This is a genomic window from Streptomyces sp. MI02-7b (assembly GCF_033793585.1).
Lineage (GTDB): Bacteria > Actinomycetota > Actinomycetes > Streptomycetales > Streptomycetaceae > Actinacidiphila.
Genome location: NZ_JARAWX010000027.1, coordinates 65,445 through 82,076 on the forward strand (window position 1 = coordinate 65,445; position 16,632 = coordinate 82,076).

At 72.2% G+C, this 16,632-nt stretch carries 14 protein-coding genes; 7 read left to right on the forward strand and 7 right to left on the reverse strand.

Translation table 11 applies throughout. From position 1 onward, the window contains the following. Window positions 1–5: 5 nt before the first annotated feature. On the reverse strand, window positions 6–428 hold the full coding sequence (locus PV364_RS33405; protein ID WP_319664353.1) for a DUF948 domain-containing protein: 423 nt from the start codon (window positions 426–428) through the stop codon (window positions 6–8). A gap of 137 nt (window positions 429–565) precedes the next feature. On the opposite strand from PV364_RS33405, the gene PV364_RS33410 reads away from it, so the two are divergent. After that, on the forward strand, window positions 566–1,507 hold the full coding sequence (locus PV364_RS33410) for an ATP-binding protein (RefSeq protein WP_319664354.1): 942 nt from the start codon (window positions 566–568) through the stop codon (window positions 1,505–1,507). Then, window positions 1,440–2,750 (forward strand): hypothetical protein, encoded by a 1,311-nt coding sequence (locus PV364_RS33415; protein ID WP_319664355.1) that lies wholly within the window; start codon window positions 1,440–1,442, stop codon window positions 2,748–2,750. The genes PV364_RS33410 and PV364_RS33415 overlap by 68 nt, the downstream gene beginning before the upstream one ends. An 87-nt stretch (window positions 2,751–2,837) precedes the next feature. Here PV364_RS33415 and rpsD read toward each other — a convergent pair whose 3' ends face one another. Next, a complete protein-coding gene (gene rpsD, locus PV364_RS33420; protein ID WP_018564200.1) occupies window positions 2,838–3,449 on the reverse strand; it encodes a 30S ribosomal protein S4 in 612 nt (203 codons plus the stop codon). A gap of 208 nt (window positions 3,450–3,657) precedes the next feature. Here rpsD and PV364_RS33425 point away from each other — a divergent pair, with 208 nt between their 5' ends. Continuing rightward, complete coding sequence (locus PV364_RS33425; RefSeq protein WP_319664409.1) at window positions 3,658–4,377, forward strand: DUF2470 domain-containing protein; 720 nt, start codon at window positions 3,658–3,660, stop codon at window positions 4,375–4,377. Window positions 4,378–4,418: 41 nt separating this feature from the next. Here PV364_RS33425 and PV364_RS33430 read toward each other — a convergent pair whose 3' ends face one another. The 3 genes from PV364_RS33430 to PV364_RS33440 are packed head-to-tail and all read right to left on the reverse strand — an operon-like array spanning window position 4,419 to window position 8,305. Beyond that, on the reverse strand, window positions 4,419–5,768 hold the full coding sequence (locus PV364_RS33430) for a replication-associated recombination protein A (protein ID WP_319664356.1): 1,350 nt from the start codon (window positions 5,766–5,768) through the stop codon (window positions 4,419–4,421). Window positions 5,769–5,805: 37 nt separating this feature from the next. Then, a complete protein-coding gene (locus tag PV364_RS33435) occupies window positions 5,806–6,453 on the reverse strand; it encodes a vitamin K epoxide reductase family protein (RefSeq protein WP_319664358.1) in 648 nt (215 codons plus the stop codon). 46 nt (window positions 6,454–6,499) lie between these two features. Further along, window positions 6,500–8,305: a glycoside hydrolase family 15 protein gene (locus PV364_RS33440; protein WP_319664360.1), complete on the reverse strand. Its 1,806-nt coding sequence runs from the start codon at window positions 8,303–8,305 to the stop codon at window positions 6,500–6,502. A 99-nt stretch (window positions 8,306–8,404) separates the two neighbouring features. On the opposite strand from PV364_RS33440, the gene PV364_RS33445 reads away from it, so the two are divergent. Further along, window positions 8,405–9,211, forward strand: coding sequence for an SAM-dependent methyltransferase (locus PV364_RS33445; protein ID WP_319664362.1), 807 nt, complete (start codon window positions 8,405–8,407; stop codon window positions 9,209–9,211). Then, window positions 9,208–11,349, forward strand: coding sequence for a putative bifunctional diguanylate cyclase/phosphodiesterase (locus PV364_RS33450; RefSeq protein WP_319664364.1), 2,142 nt, complete (start codon window positions 9,208–9,210; stop codon window positions 11,347–11,349). The genes PV364_RS33445 and PV364_RS33450 overlap by 4 nt, the downstream gene beginning before the upstream one ends. Before the next feature lie 758 nt (window positions 11,350–12,107). Here the strand turns inward: PV364_RS33450 and hisS are convergent. Further along, window positions 12,108–13,370 carry a histidine--tRNA ligase gene (gene hisS, locus PV364_RS33455; RefSeq protein ID WP_319664366.1) on the reverse strand — a complete coding sequence of 421 codons (1,263 nt, stop codon included), beginning with the start codon at window positions 13,368–13,370 and terminating at the stop codon, window positions 12,108–12,110. A 13-nt stretch (window positions 13,371–13,383) separates the two neighbouring features. After that, window positions 13,384–14,100 (reverse strand): MBL fold metallo-hydrolase, encoded by a 717-nt coding sequence (locus tag PV364_RS33460; RefSeq protein ID WP_319664368.1) that lies wholly within the window; start codon window positions 14,098–14,100, stop codon window positions 13,384–13,386. 204 nt (window positions 14,101–14,304) lie between these two features. On the opposite strand from PV364_RS33460, the gene PV364_RS33465 reads away from it, so the two are divergent. Beyond that, complete coding sequence (locus PV364_RS33465) at window positions 14,305–15,135, forward strand: peptidylprolyl isomerase (protein ID WP_319664370.1); 831 nt, start codon at window positions 14,305–14,307, stop codon at window positions 15,133–15,135. Between the two features lie 217 nt (window positions 15,136–15,352). Next, on the forward strand, window positions 15,353–16,582 hold the full coding sequence (locus PV364_RS33470) for a DUF349 domain-containing protein (RefSeq protein WP_319664372.1): 1,230 nt from the start codon (window positions 15,353–15,355) through the stop codon (window positions 16,580–16,582). The last annotated feature ends 50 nt before the right edge of the window (window positions 16,583–16,632 follow it).

The window sequence follows — 16,632 nt, forward strand, 5'->3', positions numbered from 1 at the left end:
GCAGGTCAGCCCCTCGACTTACGGCTGCGGGCGGACGGGAGCGTCCGGCCGAGGACCACGGTGCGCTTCTTGGCGGCGCCCTTGGTCTGCAGGTTGACCGCGCGTCGCACGCCGTAGCCGAAGGCCGCGACCTTCACCAGGGGGCCACCGAACGTGGAGGCGACGGTCGTGGAGAGCGCGGAGGCGTTGGCGGTCACCTCGGCGACGTCGGAGGTGATGGTGTCCACGCGGGCGAGCTGCGCGTGCGCGGAGCGCACCGCCTCGGAGGCCTCGCCGAGCAGCGGCACGGCACGGTCGGTCACTTCGGCGACCAGCCGGGTGGCCTGCCGGAGCGCCTGGGCGAGCCGCACCAGCGCCACGGCGAGGAACGACACCAGGATCGCCCAGAAGACGGCCACGATGAGGCCGGCCACCTCTCCACCGGACACGTTGCTGCTCCCTCGGATCGCCGCGTCAACCAGGTAACGACCTTATCGTGACGGGCCCCGCACTCCGTACCGCAATACCGCCCGGCGGCGCCGCTCGGCTGTACGTTCCGCTTATTTGACGATACCCTCCGTGACCCATGCACCAAGAGAGGACGCCCGGCAACCTGCCGGGCGAGCTGAACCACTTCGTGGGCCGGCGGCGTGAACTCGGCGAGGTGGACCGCCTGCTGGGCAAGGCCCGGATGGTGACGCTGACGGGGGTCGGCGGGGTCGGCAAGACCCGTCTCGCGCTGCGCGCGGCGGCGTCGGCAGCGGCGACGGGGGGCTTCGGCGGCGGCGTGTGGCTGGCGGAGCTCGGAGCGGTCCGTGATCCGGGACTGGTGGACCACGCGGTCGCCGCCGCCCTCGACCTGACCGACCACACGATGCGCGGCCCACGGGCCGCGCTCGTCGGTTTTCTGACCGGCCGCGAACTGCTGCTCGTCCTGGACTGCTGCGAGGGGCAGGTCGACGCCGCGGCCGACCTCACCGAGGCGCTGCTGCGGCAGGCGCCGGGCCTGCGGGTGCTGGCCACGAGCCGGCAGCCGCTCGGGGTGCCGGGCGAGCACGTGCTGTCCCTGGAGCCGCTGGCCGATCCGCGCGAGGCGGTGGAGCTGTTCGCGGAGCGGGCGGCCGCCGCGCAGCCGGGGTTCCGGGTGGACGCCGGCAACCGCGCCGAGGTCGAGGAGCTGTGCCGGCGGCTGGACGGCATCCCGCTCGCGCTGGAACTGGCGGCGGGCCGGGTGCGCGCGCTGTCGGTGCCGCAGATCGCCGGACGGCTGGACGACCGGTTCCGGTTGCTGACCCGGCGCGGCTCCGGCGGGCCGGAGCGGCACCGCGCGCTGCGCACCGCGATCGGCTGGAGCCACGAGATGTGCACCCCCCCAGGAACGCCTGCTCTGGGCGCGGCTGTCGGTCTTCGCCGGCGACTTCGACCTGGAGGCGGCGGAGTACGTGTGCGCCGGTGCCGAAGTGCCCGCCGAAACCATGGTCGACGTACTGGCGGACCTGGTGGACAAGTCGGTGGTGCTGTGCCGTGAGGCCGCGGGCACGGTCCGCTACCTGCTGCTGGACACGGTGCGCGACTACGGGCTCGGATGGCTGCGCGAGCTGGGCGAGGAGCGCCGGCTGCGGGGCCGGCACCGTGACTGGTACCTGGGCTTCGCCACCTGGGGCGAGATGGAGTGGTTCAGCGCCCGGCAGGCGGAGGTCTCGGCGAGCACCGAACGCGAACTGGCCAATCTGCGGGCCGCGCTGGAGTTCTCGCTGGAGGTCCCCGAGGAGTTCCGCACGGGTCAGTACCTCGCGGCCAGCCTGTGGTTCTTCTGGGTCGGCTGCGGCCGGCTCGCCGAGGGCCGCTACTGGCTGGAGCGGGCGCTGACGGCCGACTCCTCCCCGACCGGGCAGCGTGCGAAGGCGCTGTGGGTGTGCGGTTACGTCTCGATCCTGCAGGGGGACGGCACGGCCGCGCTCGGGATGCTCCACGAGTGCCGCGCGCAGGCGCTGGAGACCGGGAACGCGGCGGCCGTCGCGTACGCGGTGCACCGTATGGGCTGCGGAGCCCTGCTCAGCGACGACCTCCCGCGCGCCAAGGCGCTGTTCGAGGAGGCGCTGGGCCACTACCGGACGCTGGGCGAGCTCAACAGCAACGTCATCATGGCCGAGGTCGAACTCGCCATGGCGGTGGCCTTCCTGGGCGATCTGGAGGGCGGGATCGAGGTGTGCGAGCGCATCCGGGAGACCTGCGAGGACCACGGGGAGCGCTGGGCGCTGGCCTACGCGCTGTACACGCGGGCCGTCATCGCCTGGTTGCAGGAGGATCCGTGCCTGGCCGCGGAGCTGGCGGCGGAGTGCGTCCGCATCAACCACGCCTTCCGCGACCTGGTCGGCATCGTGCTGGGCATCGAGCTGCTGGCGGCGCTGACGGCCTCGCACGACGCCCAGGAGGCCGCGGTCCTGCAGGGCGCGGCGGGCAGCATCTGGGACGCGGTGGGCCTGCCGGTCTTCGGTTCGCGCTACTTCGGCATCCCGCACAGCCGCTGCGAGGAGCTCAGCCGGGCGCAGCTGGGACGCGCGGGATACGAACGGGCCTTCGCGGAGGGCACCGGGCTGGATCTGGACTCGGCCGTGGCCCGCGCCCTCGACGGGTGCCCGCCGGCACCCGCGGGCCATCACCGCCGCCCCCGGGGCCCGGCACCGGTGGGCGACTCCGCCGTGCCGGACCCCCGCCCGGTGAGCGGCTGTCACCGGGGCCCGGCGCGCCCGCGCTCGGCGCCGGACTGACACCGCCCGGAAACGGCGGAGGCCCGCCGCGCACGCCCCGGGGGGCAGTGCGCGGCGGGCCTTCGTACGCCGTGTCGAGAGCGTGCGTCAGCGCGCGTAGTACTCGACGACGAGCTGCTCGTCGCAGATCACGGGGACCTCACGACGGTTCGGCAGACGGTCGAGGCGGAACGCCAGCGCCTGCAGGTTGACCTGCAGGTACTTCGGGGTCTCGCCCTCGCCGGCCCAGCCACCCTCGCGGGCGACCTGGAACGGGGTCTTGGCGCGCGAGCGCTCGCGGACCATGACGACGTCGTCCGGGGTCACGCGGAAGGACGGCTTGTCGACCTTGTGGCCGTTGACCTCGATGTGGCCGTGGACGACCATCTGGCGGGCCTGGTAGATGGTGCGGGCCAGGCCGGCGCGCAGGACGAGGGCGTCCAGGCGGCGCTCGAGCTCGACGATCAGGGCCTCACCGGTCTTGCCGCTGACCTTGCGGGCGCGGTCGTAGGCACGGGCCATCTGGCGCTCGGAGATGTCGTACTGCGCACGCAGCCGCTGCTTCTCCAGCAGTCGGACCTTGTAGTCACTGTTCTGCTTGCGACCGCGGCCGTGCTCGCCCGGCGGGTAGGGACGGGCCTCGAAGTACTTGACGGCCTTCGGCGTCAGGGCGATGCCGAGCGCACGCGACTTCTTGACCTTGGGACGCGACTGGTTCACGTTTCCCGGACCTCCATGTAAGTTAGGTTAGCCTTACCTTAGCGAAGGAGATCGTATGTCTCGCCCTGGGAACACCACGCGCATCACGGACATCACAAACAGTGCCAACGCCACACAGGGCGCCGTCGACGCCTCATCAGGCGCCGACTTGACGGGGGTCCGATCAGCTCATGGTCAGCCGCGTCCCAGCGGGCATGAAATCGTCCGACTGCCGTCAGCAGCCGAACGCACACGAACTCTCGTACAGGGTACCGCCTCCGCGGTACTGGTCGTTCCAGGGGTTCACGCGGAGCGCCCGGAGTCGATGATCCCGCTGGAGCGCGTCGTGGGTACCGACGGCGACCTCTTCCTGCTGTTCTCCGCCGATTCACCGGCCGCACGGGCCGCCGCGCACGCCGAGGCCGACGAGCTGTCCGCCGTGCTGGAGATCACCGACGTGGCTCCCGTGGCGGTGCGCGGCCGCATCCGCGGGCGGGCCTGGATCACCGGATGGCTCACGCCGGCCCGTGACCTGCCGGCCCCCGCGGGACGGGTCCGGCTGCGCCTTGAGGTCGGCGAGGCCTCGCTGGACGACCTGTGGGGCACGGGGCAGGTCGAGCCCGACGACTTCGCCGCGGCCGAGGCCGATCCGCTGATCGCCCACGAGGCGGAACTGCTGCAGCACCTGGCCGCCGGCCACGCCGACCAGGTGGCCTGGCTCTGCGCCCTCGCCGGGGACGCGGGCGGGGCCCACCGGGCGCCCACCGGCGCGGTGCCGCTGGCGCTCGACCGGTTCGGGCTGCGGGTGCGCTTCACCGGGGCGGAGGGCACCTTCGACGCCCGCTTCGAGTTCCCCGAGCCGGTGTGCGGCCACCGGGACCTGCACCGGGCGATGCACGCGCTCTTCGACGCCGCCGAGGAGGCGGCGCTCAGGCGGCGGGACCACTGACCGGCCACCGGCCCGCCCGCCCCGCTGCTCCCGCCCACCCGCTACTCCCCCGCGAGCCGCTCCCGGACCCGGTCCAGGACGTCGGCGTAGCGCGCCTCCGCGCCGTGGCGCGTGGGCTCGTAGTAGTGCGTGCCGTGGATATCGTCCGGGGCGTACTGCTGGGCGGCGATGCCGCCGGGCAGGTCGTGCGGGTACAGGTAGCCCTTGCCGTGGCCGAGCTTGGCGGCGCCCTTGTAATGGCTGTCGCGCAGATGCGCCGGGATCGGCCCGGTCTTGCCCGCCCGGACGTCCGCCAGCGCCGCGCCTATGGCCGTGGTCGCGGAGTTCGACTTGGGCGCGAGGGCCAGCGCGATGGTGGCGTGGCTCAGGGTCAGCGCCGCCTCGGGGAAGCCGATCATCGCGACCGCCTGGGCGGCGGCGACCGCGGTCTGCAGCGCCGTCGGGTCGGCGAGGCCGATGTCCTCGCTCGCCGAGATCATCAGCCGGCGCGCGATGAACCGCGGGTCCTCCCCCGCCTCGATCATGCGGGCCAGGTAGTGCAGCGCCGCGTCCACGTCGGAGCCGCGGATGGACTTGATCAACGCACTGGCCACGTCGTAGTGCTGGTCGCCGTCGCGGTCGTACCGCACCGCGGCACGGTCGACGGACTCCTCCAGCGTGGCCAGGGAGATCTCCTGCTCGCCCTTGGCGAGTGCCGCTCCCGCGCCTGCCTCCAGCGCGGTCAGCGCCCGGCGGGCGTCGCCCCCGGCGATGCGCAGCAGGTGGCCCTCCGCCTCCTCGGACAGGGCGACCGCGCCCTTCAGGCCGCGCTCGTCGTCGAGGGCCCGCCGCACCAGGCCGCGCAGGTCGTCGTCGGTGAGGGACTCCAGGGTGAGCAGCAGCGACCGCGACAGCAGCGGCGAGATGATCGAGAAGTACGGGTTCTCGGTGGTCGCCGCGATCAGGGTGACCCACCGGTTCTCGACGGCGGGCAGCAGGGAGTCCTGCTGCGCCTTGCTGAAGCGGTGGATCTCGTCGAGGAACAGCACGGTGTCGCGGCCGTAGCCGCCGGACTCGCGCTTGGCGCTCTCGATGACCGCGCGGACCTCCTTGACGCCCGCGGTGATCGCCGAGAGCTCGACGAAGCGCTTGTTGGTGGCATGGCTGACCACGTACGCGAGGGTCGTCTTGCCGATGCCGGGCGGCCCCCAGAGGATCACCGAGGACGGGCCGGCGGGGCCGCCGCCGCCCTCGCCGACCAGCCGGCGCAACGGGGAGCCGGGGCGGAGCAGATGTCCCTGCCCCACGACCTCGTCCAGGGTGCGCGGGCGCATCCGTACCGCGAGGGGACTGCCTCCCGGCTCCCTCGACTGACGTTCCTCTGCGGCGGCGGTGAACAGGTCGGGCTCCACGGCACGAAAGCCTATGTCACCGCACTGACAGCCCCGGTCAGATCAGGGTGCTCCAGTACGACCACCAGCGGGTCAGGATCAGCAGGACGATCACGCCGTACCAGAGCACAGGGATGACCCAGTGGAACTCCAGCACGGCGTTGCGCAGTGCCGCGGGCGCCGGGATGATCTTGTTTTTCAGGTTGTGCACGAGGGTGTACCAGAACAGCGCGATCGTGACGACCCAGGCCAGCGAGCACCACAGGCACAGCGAACCGATGTTGTAGAGCGACTGGTACTGCAGCCACGTGACGAAGCCGACGCCGAAGACCGTGCCGGCCTGCAGGCCCAGCCAGAACCAGCGGCGGTAGCGGGCCCCGGCGAGGAGGCCCATGCCGATGCCGATGACCACCGGGTAGGCGACCATGCCGATCATCGGGTTGGGGAAGCCGAAGGCGTGCGCCTGCTCGCTCTTCATGATGTTGCCGCAGGAGATGATCGGGTTCAGGCTGCAGCCGGGGACGAAGTTCGGGTCCTCCAGCAGCTTGAACTTGTCGATCGTGATGACCCACGAAGCCAGCAGGCCGAGAGCACCGCAGACGACGAGCAACCAGGTGAAGGCCCTGCCCGCGCCGATGCGCTCCTGGGCGGGCTCCTCCAGGTGCCCGCCGTCGGTGAGGGTCGTGTCAACCGCCGAAGTCACCATGTCGCCGTTCCGTAGGTCGGGAATCTGCCGCACTGCCCAACGCGCGTCATGCGCGGGAAGTGCCGGGTTCCATGGTGCCGTGTCCCCCGTACGAGGGACAACGAGACAAAGTGAACGCCGTGTTGACGAGCGCTACGTGCGTGAACGCCTGCGGAGTGTTACCGAGGTGCCGGGCGGCGAGCGGGTCCCATTCCTCCGGGAGCAGTCCGAGGTCGTTGGCGCTGTCCAGGACGCGGGCGAACAGGGCCCTGGCCTCGTCCTCCCGGCCCTGCGCGGCCAGGGCGTCGGCGAGCCAGAAGGAGCACGCCAGGAAGGCCCCCTCCGTTCCCGGCACGCCGTCGGGCCCGGTGTAGCGGCGGACGAAACCGTGCAGGTCCAGCTCGTCGCGGACGGCCTCGACAGTGCGGGCGACCCGCGGATCGTCGGGCGGCAGGAAGCCGGTCTTGACGATGAACAGCGTCGCCGCGTCGAGGGCCCGGCCGCCGTAGTCCTGGACGAACACCCCGCGCCGGGCGTCGTAGCCGTTGGCGCAGACATCGGCGTGGATCTCGTCGCGCAGTGCCCGCCAGCGCTCCACGGGCGCGGGCAGCCCGGTCGCCTCGGCCATGCGCACGGCCCGGTCGGCGGCGACCCAGGACATCACCTTGGAGTGCACGAAGTGCCGGCGCCCGCCGCGCACCTCCCACAGCCCCTCGTCCGGCTCGTGCCAGTGGCCCTCCAGGTACGTCAGCATCCTGCGCAGGAAGGACCACACCTGGCGCTCCATGGGGATGCCGGCCCGCAGGGCCAGGTGCAGGGTGTCGACGACCTCGCCGTACACGTCGAGCTGGAACTGGCCGACCGCGGCATTGCCGAGCCGGACCGGGCCGGAGCCCTCGTAACCGGGGAACCAGTCGGCATGGGTCTCGGGCAGATGGCGCTCCCCGGCCACGCCGTACAGGCTGCGCAGGTCGCCGGGGTCGCCGGCGATCGCCCGCAGCAGCCACTGGCGCCAGGCCGCGGCCTCCTCGCGGAAGCCGCCGCGCAGCAGGGCGGACAGGGTCATGCTGGAGTCGCGCAGCCAGCAGAAGCGGTAGTCCCAGTTGCGGACCCCGCCGATGCGCTCGGGCAGCGAGGTGGTCGGGGCGGCGACGATGCCCCCGGTGGGCTGGTAGGCCAGCGCCTTGAGGGTGATCAGCGAGCGCAGTACGGCGTCGGGGTAGTCGCCCTCGTAACGGAATCCTGCGGCCCAGGCCTGCCAGCGCTCGGCGGTGCTGCGCAGCGCTGCCTCCGGATCGGTGCGGTGCGAGGCGCTCAGGTGCGAGGGCTGCCAGGTGAGCACGAACGGCACGCGCTGCCCGGCCTGCACGGTGACGTCGGAGCGGGTGCAGCCGTCGGAGCCGTACGTGTGCACGCCCGGGGTCGCCCGCAGCCAGGCGGAGTCGGGGCCCGCGACGGCGACGCGGTGGTGCCCGGTGCGCCGCACCCAGGGAGCGGTGCGGCCGTAGTTGAAGCGCAGACGCAGCTCGCTGCGCATGTCCACAGTGCCGCTGAGCCCCTCCACGATGCGGATGAGATGGGGCGCCCGCCCGCGCTGGGGCATGAAGTCGATCACCTTGGCCGTGCCGCCGGGCGTGCGCCAGAACGTCTCCAGCACCAGGGTGCCGGGCCGGTAGGCACGGCTCTCGCACGGCCCGCCCTCCACGGGGGCCAGCCGCCAGCTGCCGTGGCGGTCGTCGCCCAGGAGGGCGGCGAAGCAGCTCGGGGAGTCGAAACGGGGCAGGCACAGCCAGTCGACGGAGCCGTCCCGGCCGACGAGGGCGGCCGTCTGGAGGTCCCCGATGAGGCCGTAGTCCTCGATGAGCCCGCTCATAGTGAACCGATCACTGCGAGAATGCGTACATATTAGACATTAAGGATTTTAGGCTGATCCGGTGAGCCGGGCTTCCCACCGGCTCGGGAGAGGTGCACGATGCAACGTCCGGAATGGGTGCCGGCCGGGACCGACGTGGAGACCCCCAACGCCGCCCGGGTCTACGACTACTACCTGGGCGGGTCGCACAACTTCGCGGCCGACCGCGACATGGCCCGCGAGGCCCTGACGCTCTGGCCCGACCTCCCGGAGATCATGCGGGCCAACCGCGCGTTCCTGCGCCGCTCGGTGCAGTACGTCGCGACCCAGGGCGTGAGCCGTTTCCTCGACATCGGATCGGGCATCCCGACCTACGGCGCCGTCCACGAGGTGGCGCGTCCGGTCCGCCCCGACGCCCGGGTGGTGTACGTCGACGACGACCCGATCGCCGTGGCGCACAGCCGGCTGATGCTGCGGGACGACCCGCGCTGCGCGATGGTGGCGGCCGACATGACCGACCCCGTCGACCTGCTGTCCCGGCCCGAGATCGAGGACCTGCTGCGGCCGGGGGAACCGGTCGCCGTCCTGCTCGTCGCCGTCCTGCACTTCGTCCCGGACAGCGCCGCCCCCGCAAAGATCGTGGCCACGCTGAGGGAGGCCATGCCCCCCGGCAGCTATCTGGTGCTCTCGCACGCCTCCCAGGAGTCCCGCCCCGAGCAGGCCGCGCCCCTGGAGGCGCTCTACGCCCGGACCCCGACACCGCTGACCATGCGCACCCGGCAGCAGGTGGCGACGTTCTTCGAGGGCTTCGAGATGGTCGAGCCCGGGATCGTGTGGCTGACCGAGTGGCACCCGGACGACCCGGAGTCGGTCGGGCCGCACCCGGAGCGGCTGTCGGGCCTGACCGGGGTGGGGATCCGGCCGTGACGGAGCCGATGAGCCCCGTGGACACCCGCGACTTCACCGAGGCCTGGTACCGGCTGCTCCGCTCCGGCCAGGGGCTGGCCCTGCCGCCGCCGACGCTGGCGCAGGTGGCCGGCCGCACGGCGGAGCTGCTGCGCCGCTCGCTGGCCGGGACCGCGGCGGACACCCCACTGGCCGACGAGGCGGCGGCGCTGCTGGTGGACGCCCACTTCACCGATCCCGAGATCCTCGCGCACGCCGTCGCGCTGCTGCACACGCAGCGGGCCGCACCGGGCCGGGTGGCGGTCGTCTCCGGCGCGTTCGCCGCCGGCTGGGCGGCGGCCCTGCGCGAGCGGACGCTGCGCGAGCAGGAGTCGATCCAGCGCGCCGCCTTCGCCGCCCGCGAGGAGGCCGAGCGGGCCTGGCGGGCCTCGGAGGCCCGGTTCCGCGCCCTGTTCGAACACGCCGCCATCGGCATCGGCATGGCCGATGTGAACGGCACGATCCTGCAGGTCAACCAGGCGCTGCGGGAGCTGTTCTGCGCGCGGTCGGAGGATCTGCGGGGCCGCCGGGTGACCGACCTGGTGCACCCGGAGGACGCGCCGGGGGTGTGGGAGGCCTACGAGGACCTGGTGCAGGGCCGGCGGGACCGCTTCACGTGCGACAAGCCGTACTACCGGCGCGACGGCGAGGTGGTCTGGACGCATCTGACGGTGTCGCTGATCCGCGGCGAGAACGGCGAGCCCCGCTACCAGGTGGCGATGGTGGAGGACATCACCGACCGGTACCGGCTGCAGGAGCGGCTGCGTCACGAGGCGACCCACGACCCGCTCACCGGGCTGCCGAACCGGGCGGCGTTCTTCGAGCGGCTGGAGGCGCTGTTCGAGGAGCCGCAGCCGGACGCCCGCTTCGGCCTGTGCTACGTCGACCTGGACGGCTTCAAGGTCGTCAACGACAGCCTGGGCCACGAGACCGGGGACCAGCTGCTGGCGGCGGTGGCCGAGCGCCTGGACTGCGCGCTCACCCCGCTGGGGCACCTGGTGGCCCGGCTCGGCGGCGACGAGTTCGTGGTGCTGCTGGAGAACTGCCGGGGCGAGGAGGAGGCGGTGGCCGTCGCCAAGCTCGTCCTGACGACCCTCGCCAGGCCGTTCCTGATCGCCGGCCACAAGCTGGCGATCGGTGCCAGTGTGGGCGTCCTGGCGCGCACGGTGGCGGCGACCACGCCGGGCGCCGCGGTGCGCGCGGCCGATCTGACGCTGTACCGGTCGAAGGAGTCCGGGCGCGGCCGCTGGACGCTGTTCGACCCGACGCAGAACGCGCGTGCGGTGAGCCGGTACGCGATCTCCGTACGGCTGCCGGTGGCGCTGGACCGCGGCGAGTTCTTCGTGGACTACCAGCCGTTGTGCGCGCTGTCCGACGGCAGCCTGGCCGCGGTCGAGGCGCTGGTGCGCTGGCGCCACCCGCAGTTCGGCGTGCTCGGCCCGGACGAGTTCGTGTCGACGGCCGAGGAGACCGGGCTGATCATGCCGCTCGGACGGTGGATCCTGGAGCGGGCGATCGGTCAGGCCGCGGAGTGGGTGCGCCGGTTCGGGGACGCGGCACCGCAGATCAACGTCAATCTGGCGGTGCGTCAGGCGCGCAACCCGGGGCTGGTGAACGACATCACCCGCATCCTGGACAGCAGCGGCCTTGATCCCCGCCGGCTGCAACTGGAGATCACCGAGAGCGCGGTCATCGGACCCGAGGACGAGTCCCTGCGGGCGCTGCAGGCGCTCGCCGACGCCGGCGTGTCGCTGGCGGTGGACGACTTCGGCACCGGCTGGTCGAACCTGGCCTATCTGCGGAACCTGCCGGTGTCCGGCTTGAAGATCGCGGGTGCCTTCGTGTCGGACACCCACGAGGACGGGACGGAGGAGCCAGTGGGCTGGCGGATCGTCGGCGGGCTGGTGTCACTGGCGCACGCACTGGGCCTGACCGTCACCGCGGAGGGTGTGGAGACCCCGCAGCACGCGCGGTGGCTGCGCTCGCTGGGCTGCGACTGGGGACAGGGGTGGTACTTCGGCCGGCCGGTGGCACCGCAGGAGATCGCCCGGAGGATCACCGAAGGTCACTCTGCGTACCCCGCGAGCAAAAGCGAGGCAAAGTCGGGGCCAAAATCTTGACTCTGCGTGAGGGCCGCGAGTTAGATGAAGTTCCGGAGGCAATTGGTCCGGGTCGTCACGGTTCGCGGTACCGCATCGTGATTCACGGCGAGTCCCGGATTCCGGTTTCCCGGCGTTCCCGGTGATGCGGGTGATTCCGGCGTTCCCGGTGGTTGCCCCACGACATGGTCGACGCTCCGGCGTCCTTGAATCGAGCACTCGTCGCCCACCCGTCATGGACCCCTCTCATGACAACAGACCCCGTCACCGGCACCACCGCGCGGACCGCCCGCCTCGCGGAACTCCCCGCCGGCAGACCCGGGCACCATCAACGACGGTTCCCGGCCCGCACCGGGACGCCGAACCAGGCACTTCCCCGCCCGGGCGGATCCCCAGGCACCCCCTGGGGGCTGCTCGCGGCGGGGAAGCGATGAGCGGCGCCGACCGGTGCGCCCGCACGGCCTGCCCCTGCCCCGCCGCCCGTGACTCGCTCTGCACCGCTGCGCGCGTCGTCGAACCGGCTCTGACCGTCCCCGGCGAACTCCACTCGCCGGGTGGTGCGGATCCGTTCGGTGCCGCCGACACGCACAGCCGCGTGTTGGCGTTGGAGCGGCTGCATGGACACCCGCTCGGGATGGACACTTCCCACGGTACGCCCCGGCGTTCCCGCCGGAGAGTGCCGCGTGCCGGTCGACGCCGCCCTTCGCGACCTCCCCGGCGGACGCACGCGCGCGGTCCGGCCGGGCTCCCCCGGCCGGACCGCGCACCAGGCGCCGGGCTCAGGCGAGCCGCTCGCGCACCGCGCCGACGATCCCGTCGACCGGCACGGCGGTCTGCTCGCCGCTCTCCAGGTCCTTCACCTGCACGACGCCCTCGGCGAGATCGCGCTCACCGGCGACGATCGCGAGCCGGGCGCCCGAACGGTTCGCGGACTTCATGGCGTTCTTCAGGCCCTTGCCGCCGAAGGCGAAGTCGGTGGCGACACCGGCCCGGCGCAGCTCGGTGACCGCGCCGAACAGCACGCGGCGCGCCTCCTCGCCCATCGGGACCGCGAACACCTGCGTGGGTGCGGGCAGTTCGAGCTCCACGCCCTCGGCCTTGAGCGCGAGCACGGTGCGGTCCACGCCGAGCGCCCAGCCGACGGACGGCAGCGCGGGGCCGCCGATCATCTCGGACAGGCCGTCGTAGCGGCCGCCGCCGCCCACCGCGGACTGCGAGCCGAGGCCGTCGTGGACGAACTCGAAGGTGGTGCGGGTGTAGTAGTCCAGACCGCGCACCAGCTTGGGGTCGTCCTCGTACTCCACGCCCGCCGCCGTCAGCAGTTCGCGCACCTGCTCGTGGTAGGCCTTGCAGGCCTCGCAGAGGTGGTCGCGCATCATCGGGGCGCCGACGAGCTGCTTCTGCACCGTGTCGCGCTTGTCGTCCAGGACGCGCAGCGGGTTGATCTCGATCCGCCGCCGGGTGTCCTCGTCGAGGTCGAGGCCGCGCAGGAAGTCCTGCAGCGCGGCCCGGTAGACCGGACGGCACTCCTTGTCGCCCAGGGAGTTGAGCAGCAGGCGGAAGTTCCGCAGTCCCAGCGACCGGTACGCGTCCACGGCCAGGATGATCAGCTCGGCGTCCAGCACCGGGTCCTCGGCGCCGATCGCCTCGGCGCCGACCTGGGAGAAGTGGCGGTAACGCCCCGCCTGCGGACGTTCGTAGCGGTAGTAGGAGCCCGAGTACCAGAGCTTGACCGGCAGATTGCCGACCTTGTGCAGATTGGCCTCCAGCGCGGCGCGCAGCACGGAGGCGGTGCCCTCGGGGCGCAGGGCCAGCTCCGTGCCGCCCTTGGTGGTGAGGGTGTACATCTCCTTGGTCACGATGTCGGTGGACTCGCCGACGCCGCGCGAGAACAGCTCCACCTGCTCGAAGCCGGGGGTCTCGACATAGCCGTAGCCGGCCCGCCGCAACGGCGCGGAGATCGCCTCGCGTACCGCCAGGAACACGGCGGAATCGGGCGGCAGGAGGTCATAGGTGCCCTTGGGGGCCTGAAAGGTGCTCACAGGAAGTCTCTCGTCACATTCCTCGTCGCGGAGGAGCCGTCTGACCGGCCTCTCCGAGGCCGCGGGCCAGCTCCGCGAGATACGGGTTGGAGGCGCGCTCACGGCCGATGGTCGTCTGGGGACCGTGACCGGACAGCACCACGGTCGAGTCGTCGAGCGGCAGGCACACACGGGCCAGCGACGCGTACATCTCGTCCATGTCACCGCCGGGCAGGTCGGTGCGTCCGACGGAGCCGGCGAACAGCAGGTCGCCCGAGAAGAAGACCGAGGGGATCTCGGCGGTCTCGGGCAGCCTGAAGGCCACCGACCCCTTGGTATGGCCGGGCGCGTGCGCCACGGTCAGCTCCAGACCGGCCAGCTCCAGGCTGCTGCCGTCGGCGAGCTCCCGGACGTCGTCCGGCTCTCCGATGGTGAGTTCACCGAGCAGTTGGGCGCCGATGGAACGCCCGAGGGCCTTCTCCGGGTCGTCCAGCATGTAGCGGTCGCGCGGGTGGATCCAGGCCGGGACGCCGTGCGCCCCGCAGACCGGAACGACCGAGGCCACGTGGTCGATGTGGCCGTGGGTGAGGATGACGGCGACGGGCTTGAGACGGTGTTTGGCGAGCGTGTCCTCGACGCCCTGGGTCGCTTCGTGACCCGGGTCGATGATCACGCACTCCTCACCCGCGGCGGGGGCCACCACGTAGCAATTGGTGCCCCAGGCCCCGGCGGGGAACCCGGCAATGAGCACGTTCGTCCTTCTGTCGGCTGTCGTTCGCGGCAGGTCGTGCCGCCCGAGGGCGACGTCCTGAGCCTACCGGCGTGAACGCGGCCATCGCGAACCAGTAACGTCGCTGGACTGTGGGCGTGGCGGGCGCGAAGATCGGCCACGACGTACCTACAGACGTACAAGCACATTCGACAGTTCGAGCAGAGGGCATCGGGAGACGGCTCAGTGGTCACCAAGGATCAGCGGCGGCGCCAGCTCGCCCGGGAGAAGTTCGAGCGCCAGCAGGAGCGCCGGGTGGGTGCGCGCAACCGCGCACGGCAGCGCAACGCGGTGATCGCCGCCGTCGTGGCGGTCGTCCTGGCCGCCGGGGCCACGGCCTGGGCCGTCGGCGCCTTCAGCGGCGACTCGAAGCAGGACGAGGCGGCCGCCAAGGCCTCCCCGAGCGCGGCGTCCAGCGCCGCGCCCAGCAAGGTGCCCGACCCGTGCGCCAAGCCCGCGGCGGGCGCCCCCGGCACCGAGCAGTGGAAGAAGGAGCCCGCGGTCACCATCGACGCGGCCAAGAAGTACACCTTCGACCTGCAGACCACCTGCGGCGACATCGCACTGGACCTCGACGCGAAGAACGCGCCGCACACGGTGAACTCCTTCGCCTTCCTGGCCGGCAAGGGCTACTTCGACCACACCAAGTGCCACCGGCTCACCACCTCCGGCATCTACGTGCTGCAGTGCGGCGACCCGACGGGCTCCGGCTCCGGCGGTCCCGGCTACACGATCCCGGACGAGAACCTGAAGGCGAAGGCGGTCGCCAAGGGCACGTACCCGGCGGGCACCGTCGCGATGGCGAACACCGGCCAGCCGCACACCGGCGGCAGCCAGTTCTTCCTCGTCTACCAGGACAGCCCGCTGCCGCCGTCCTACACGCCGTTCGGAACGATCACGGCCGACGGCATGGACGTGCTCAAGAAGATCGCCGCCGCCGGGGACTCGACGGGCGCCGGTGACGGTGCCCCGAACGCGACCGTGGTGATCAACAAGGCGACCGTCAGCGCGTCCTGAGCCGTGTCCCCGCACCCGCGCGGTGAATTCGCGGGTGCGGGATGCGGACAGCCGGGCCACCGGTCGCCTATGTTGGCGTTGTGTAGGGTGCCTGCGCCGACGGCTGCACGCGCGAGTGGCAGCCCGTCGGGACCGGCCAGGGCACGGCCCGGCCGGATGGAACTGTGGACGATGCCGTGTGCCGTGAAGAGGCCGGGCATCACGTGGAGGAGGCGCTGTGAGCAGCGACCCGTGGGGCCGCGTCGACGAGACGGGGACCGTGTACGTGCGTACGGCCGAGGGCGAGCGTGAAGTCGGCTCGTGGCAGGCGGGCTCCCCCGAGGAGGCGCTGGCCTACTTCGAGCGGAAGTACGAGGGTCTCGTCGTCGAGATCGGCCTCCTCGAACGCCGGGTGAAGACCACCGACCTGTCCGCCAAGGACGCGCTGACGGCCATCGAGCACCTGCGGACCGCGGTGACCGAGGCCCACGCCGTCGGGGACCTGGCGGCACTGGGCAAGCGGCTGGACGGGCTGACCGCGCTGGTCGACTCGCGCCGCGAAGAGCGCAAGGTGGCCAAGGCCAAGGCCTCCGAGGAGGCCAAGTCGGCCAAGGAGAACCTGGTCGTCGAGGCCGAGCAGCTGGCCGAGAGCGAGCAGTGGCGGGCCGCCGGTGAGCGCCTGCGCGCGCTGGTCGACACCTGGAAGGGCCTGCCCCGGCTGGACCGCAAGACCGACGACGAGCTGTGGCACCGCTTCAGCCACGCCCGTTCGGTCTTCTCCAAGCGCCGCAAGGGTCACTTCGCGCAGCTGGACGCGCAGCGCGAGGAGGCCCGGCAGCACAAGGAGAAGCTGGTGGAGGAGGCGCAGGCGCTGTCCGGCTCCACCGACTGGGGTCCGACCGCCGCGCGCTACCGCGAGCTGATGACCGAGTGGAAGGCCGCCGGCCGCGCGCAGCGCGAGGCCGAGGACGACCTGTGGAACCGTTTCCGCGGTGCCCAGGACGTCTTCTTCGCGGCCCGCTCCGAGGTCTTCGCGGAGCGGGACACCGAGCAGCGCGAGAACCTCGCGCTCAAGGAGGAGCTGGCCATCGAGGCCGAGAAGCTGCTCCCGGTGACCGACCTGAAGGCGGCCCGTGCGGCCTTCCGCGGCATCAACGAGCGCTGGGAGGCGATCGGTCACGTGCCGCGCGACGCCCGGCCGCGGATCGAGGCCCGCATGCACGCGGTCGAGCGCGCCATCCACGACACCGAGGAGTCGGAGTGGCGGCGCACCAACCCCGAGGCGCGGGCCCGGGCGGCGGGCCTCACCGGCCAGCTGCAGGCGGCAGTCGACAAGCTGCGTGACCAGATCGAGAAGGCCAACGCGGCGGGGAACACCTCCAAGGCCGACAAGCTGCAGCGCGAGCTGGACGGGCGGCAGGCGCTCCTCGACCAGGCGCTGAAGTCGCTCGACGAGTTCAGCGGCTGACAGCGGCCCGCACCGCCGGACCATACGCGCGGGGCCCGTACGCGATGCGT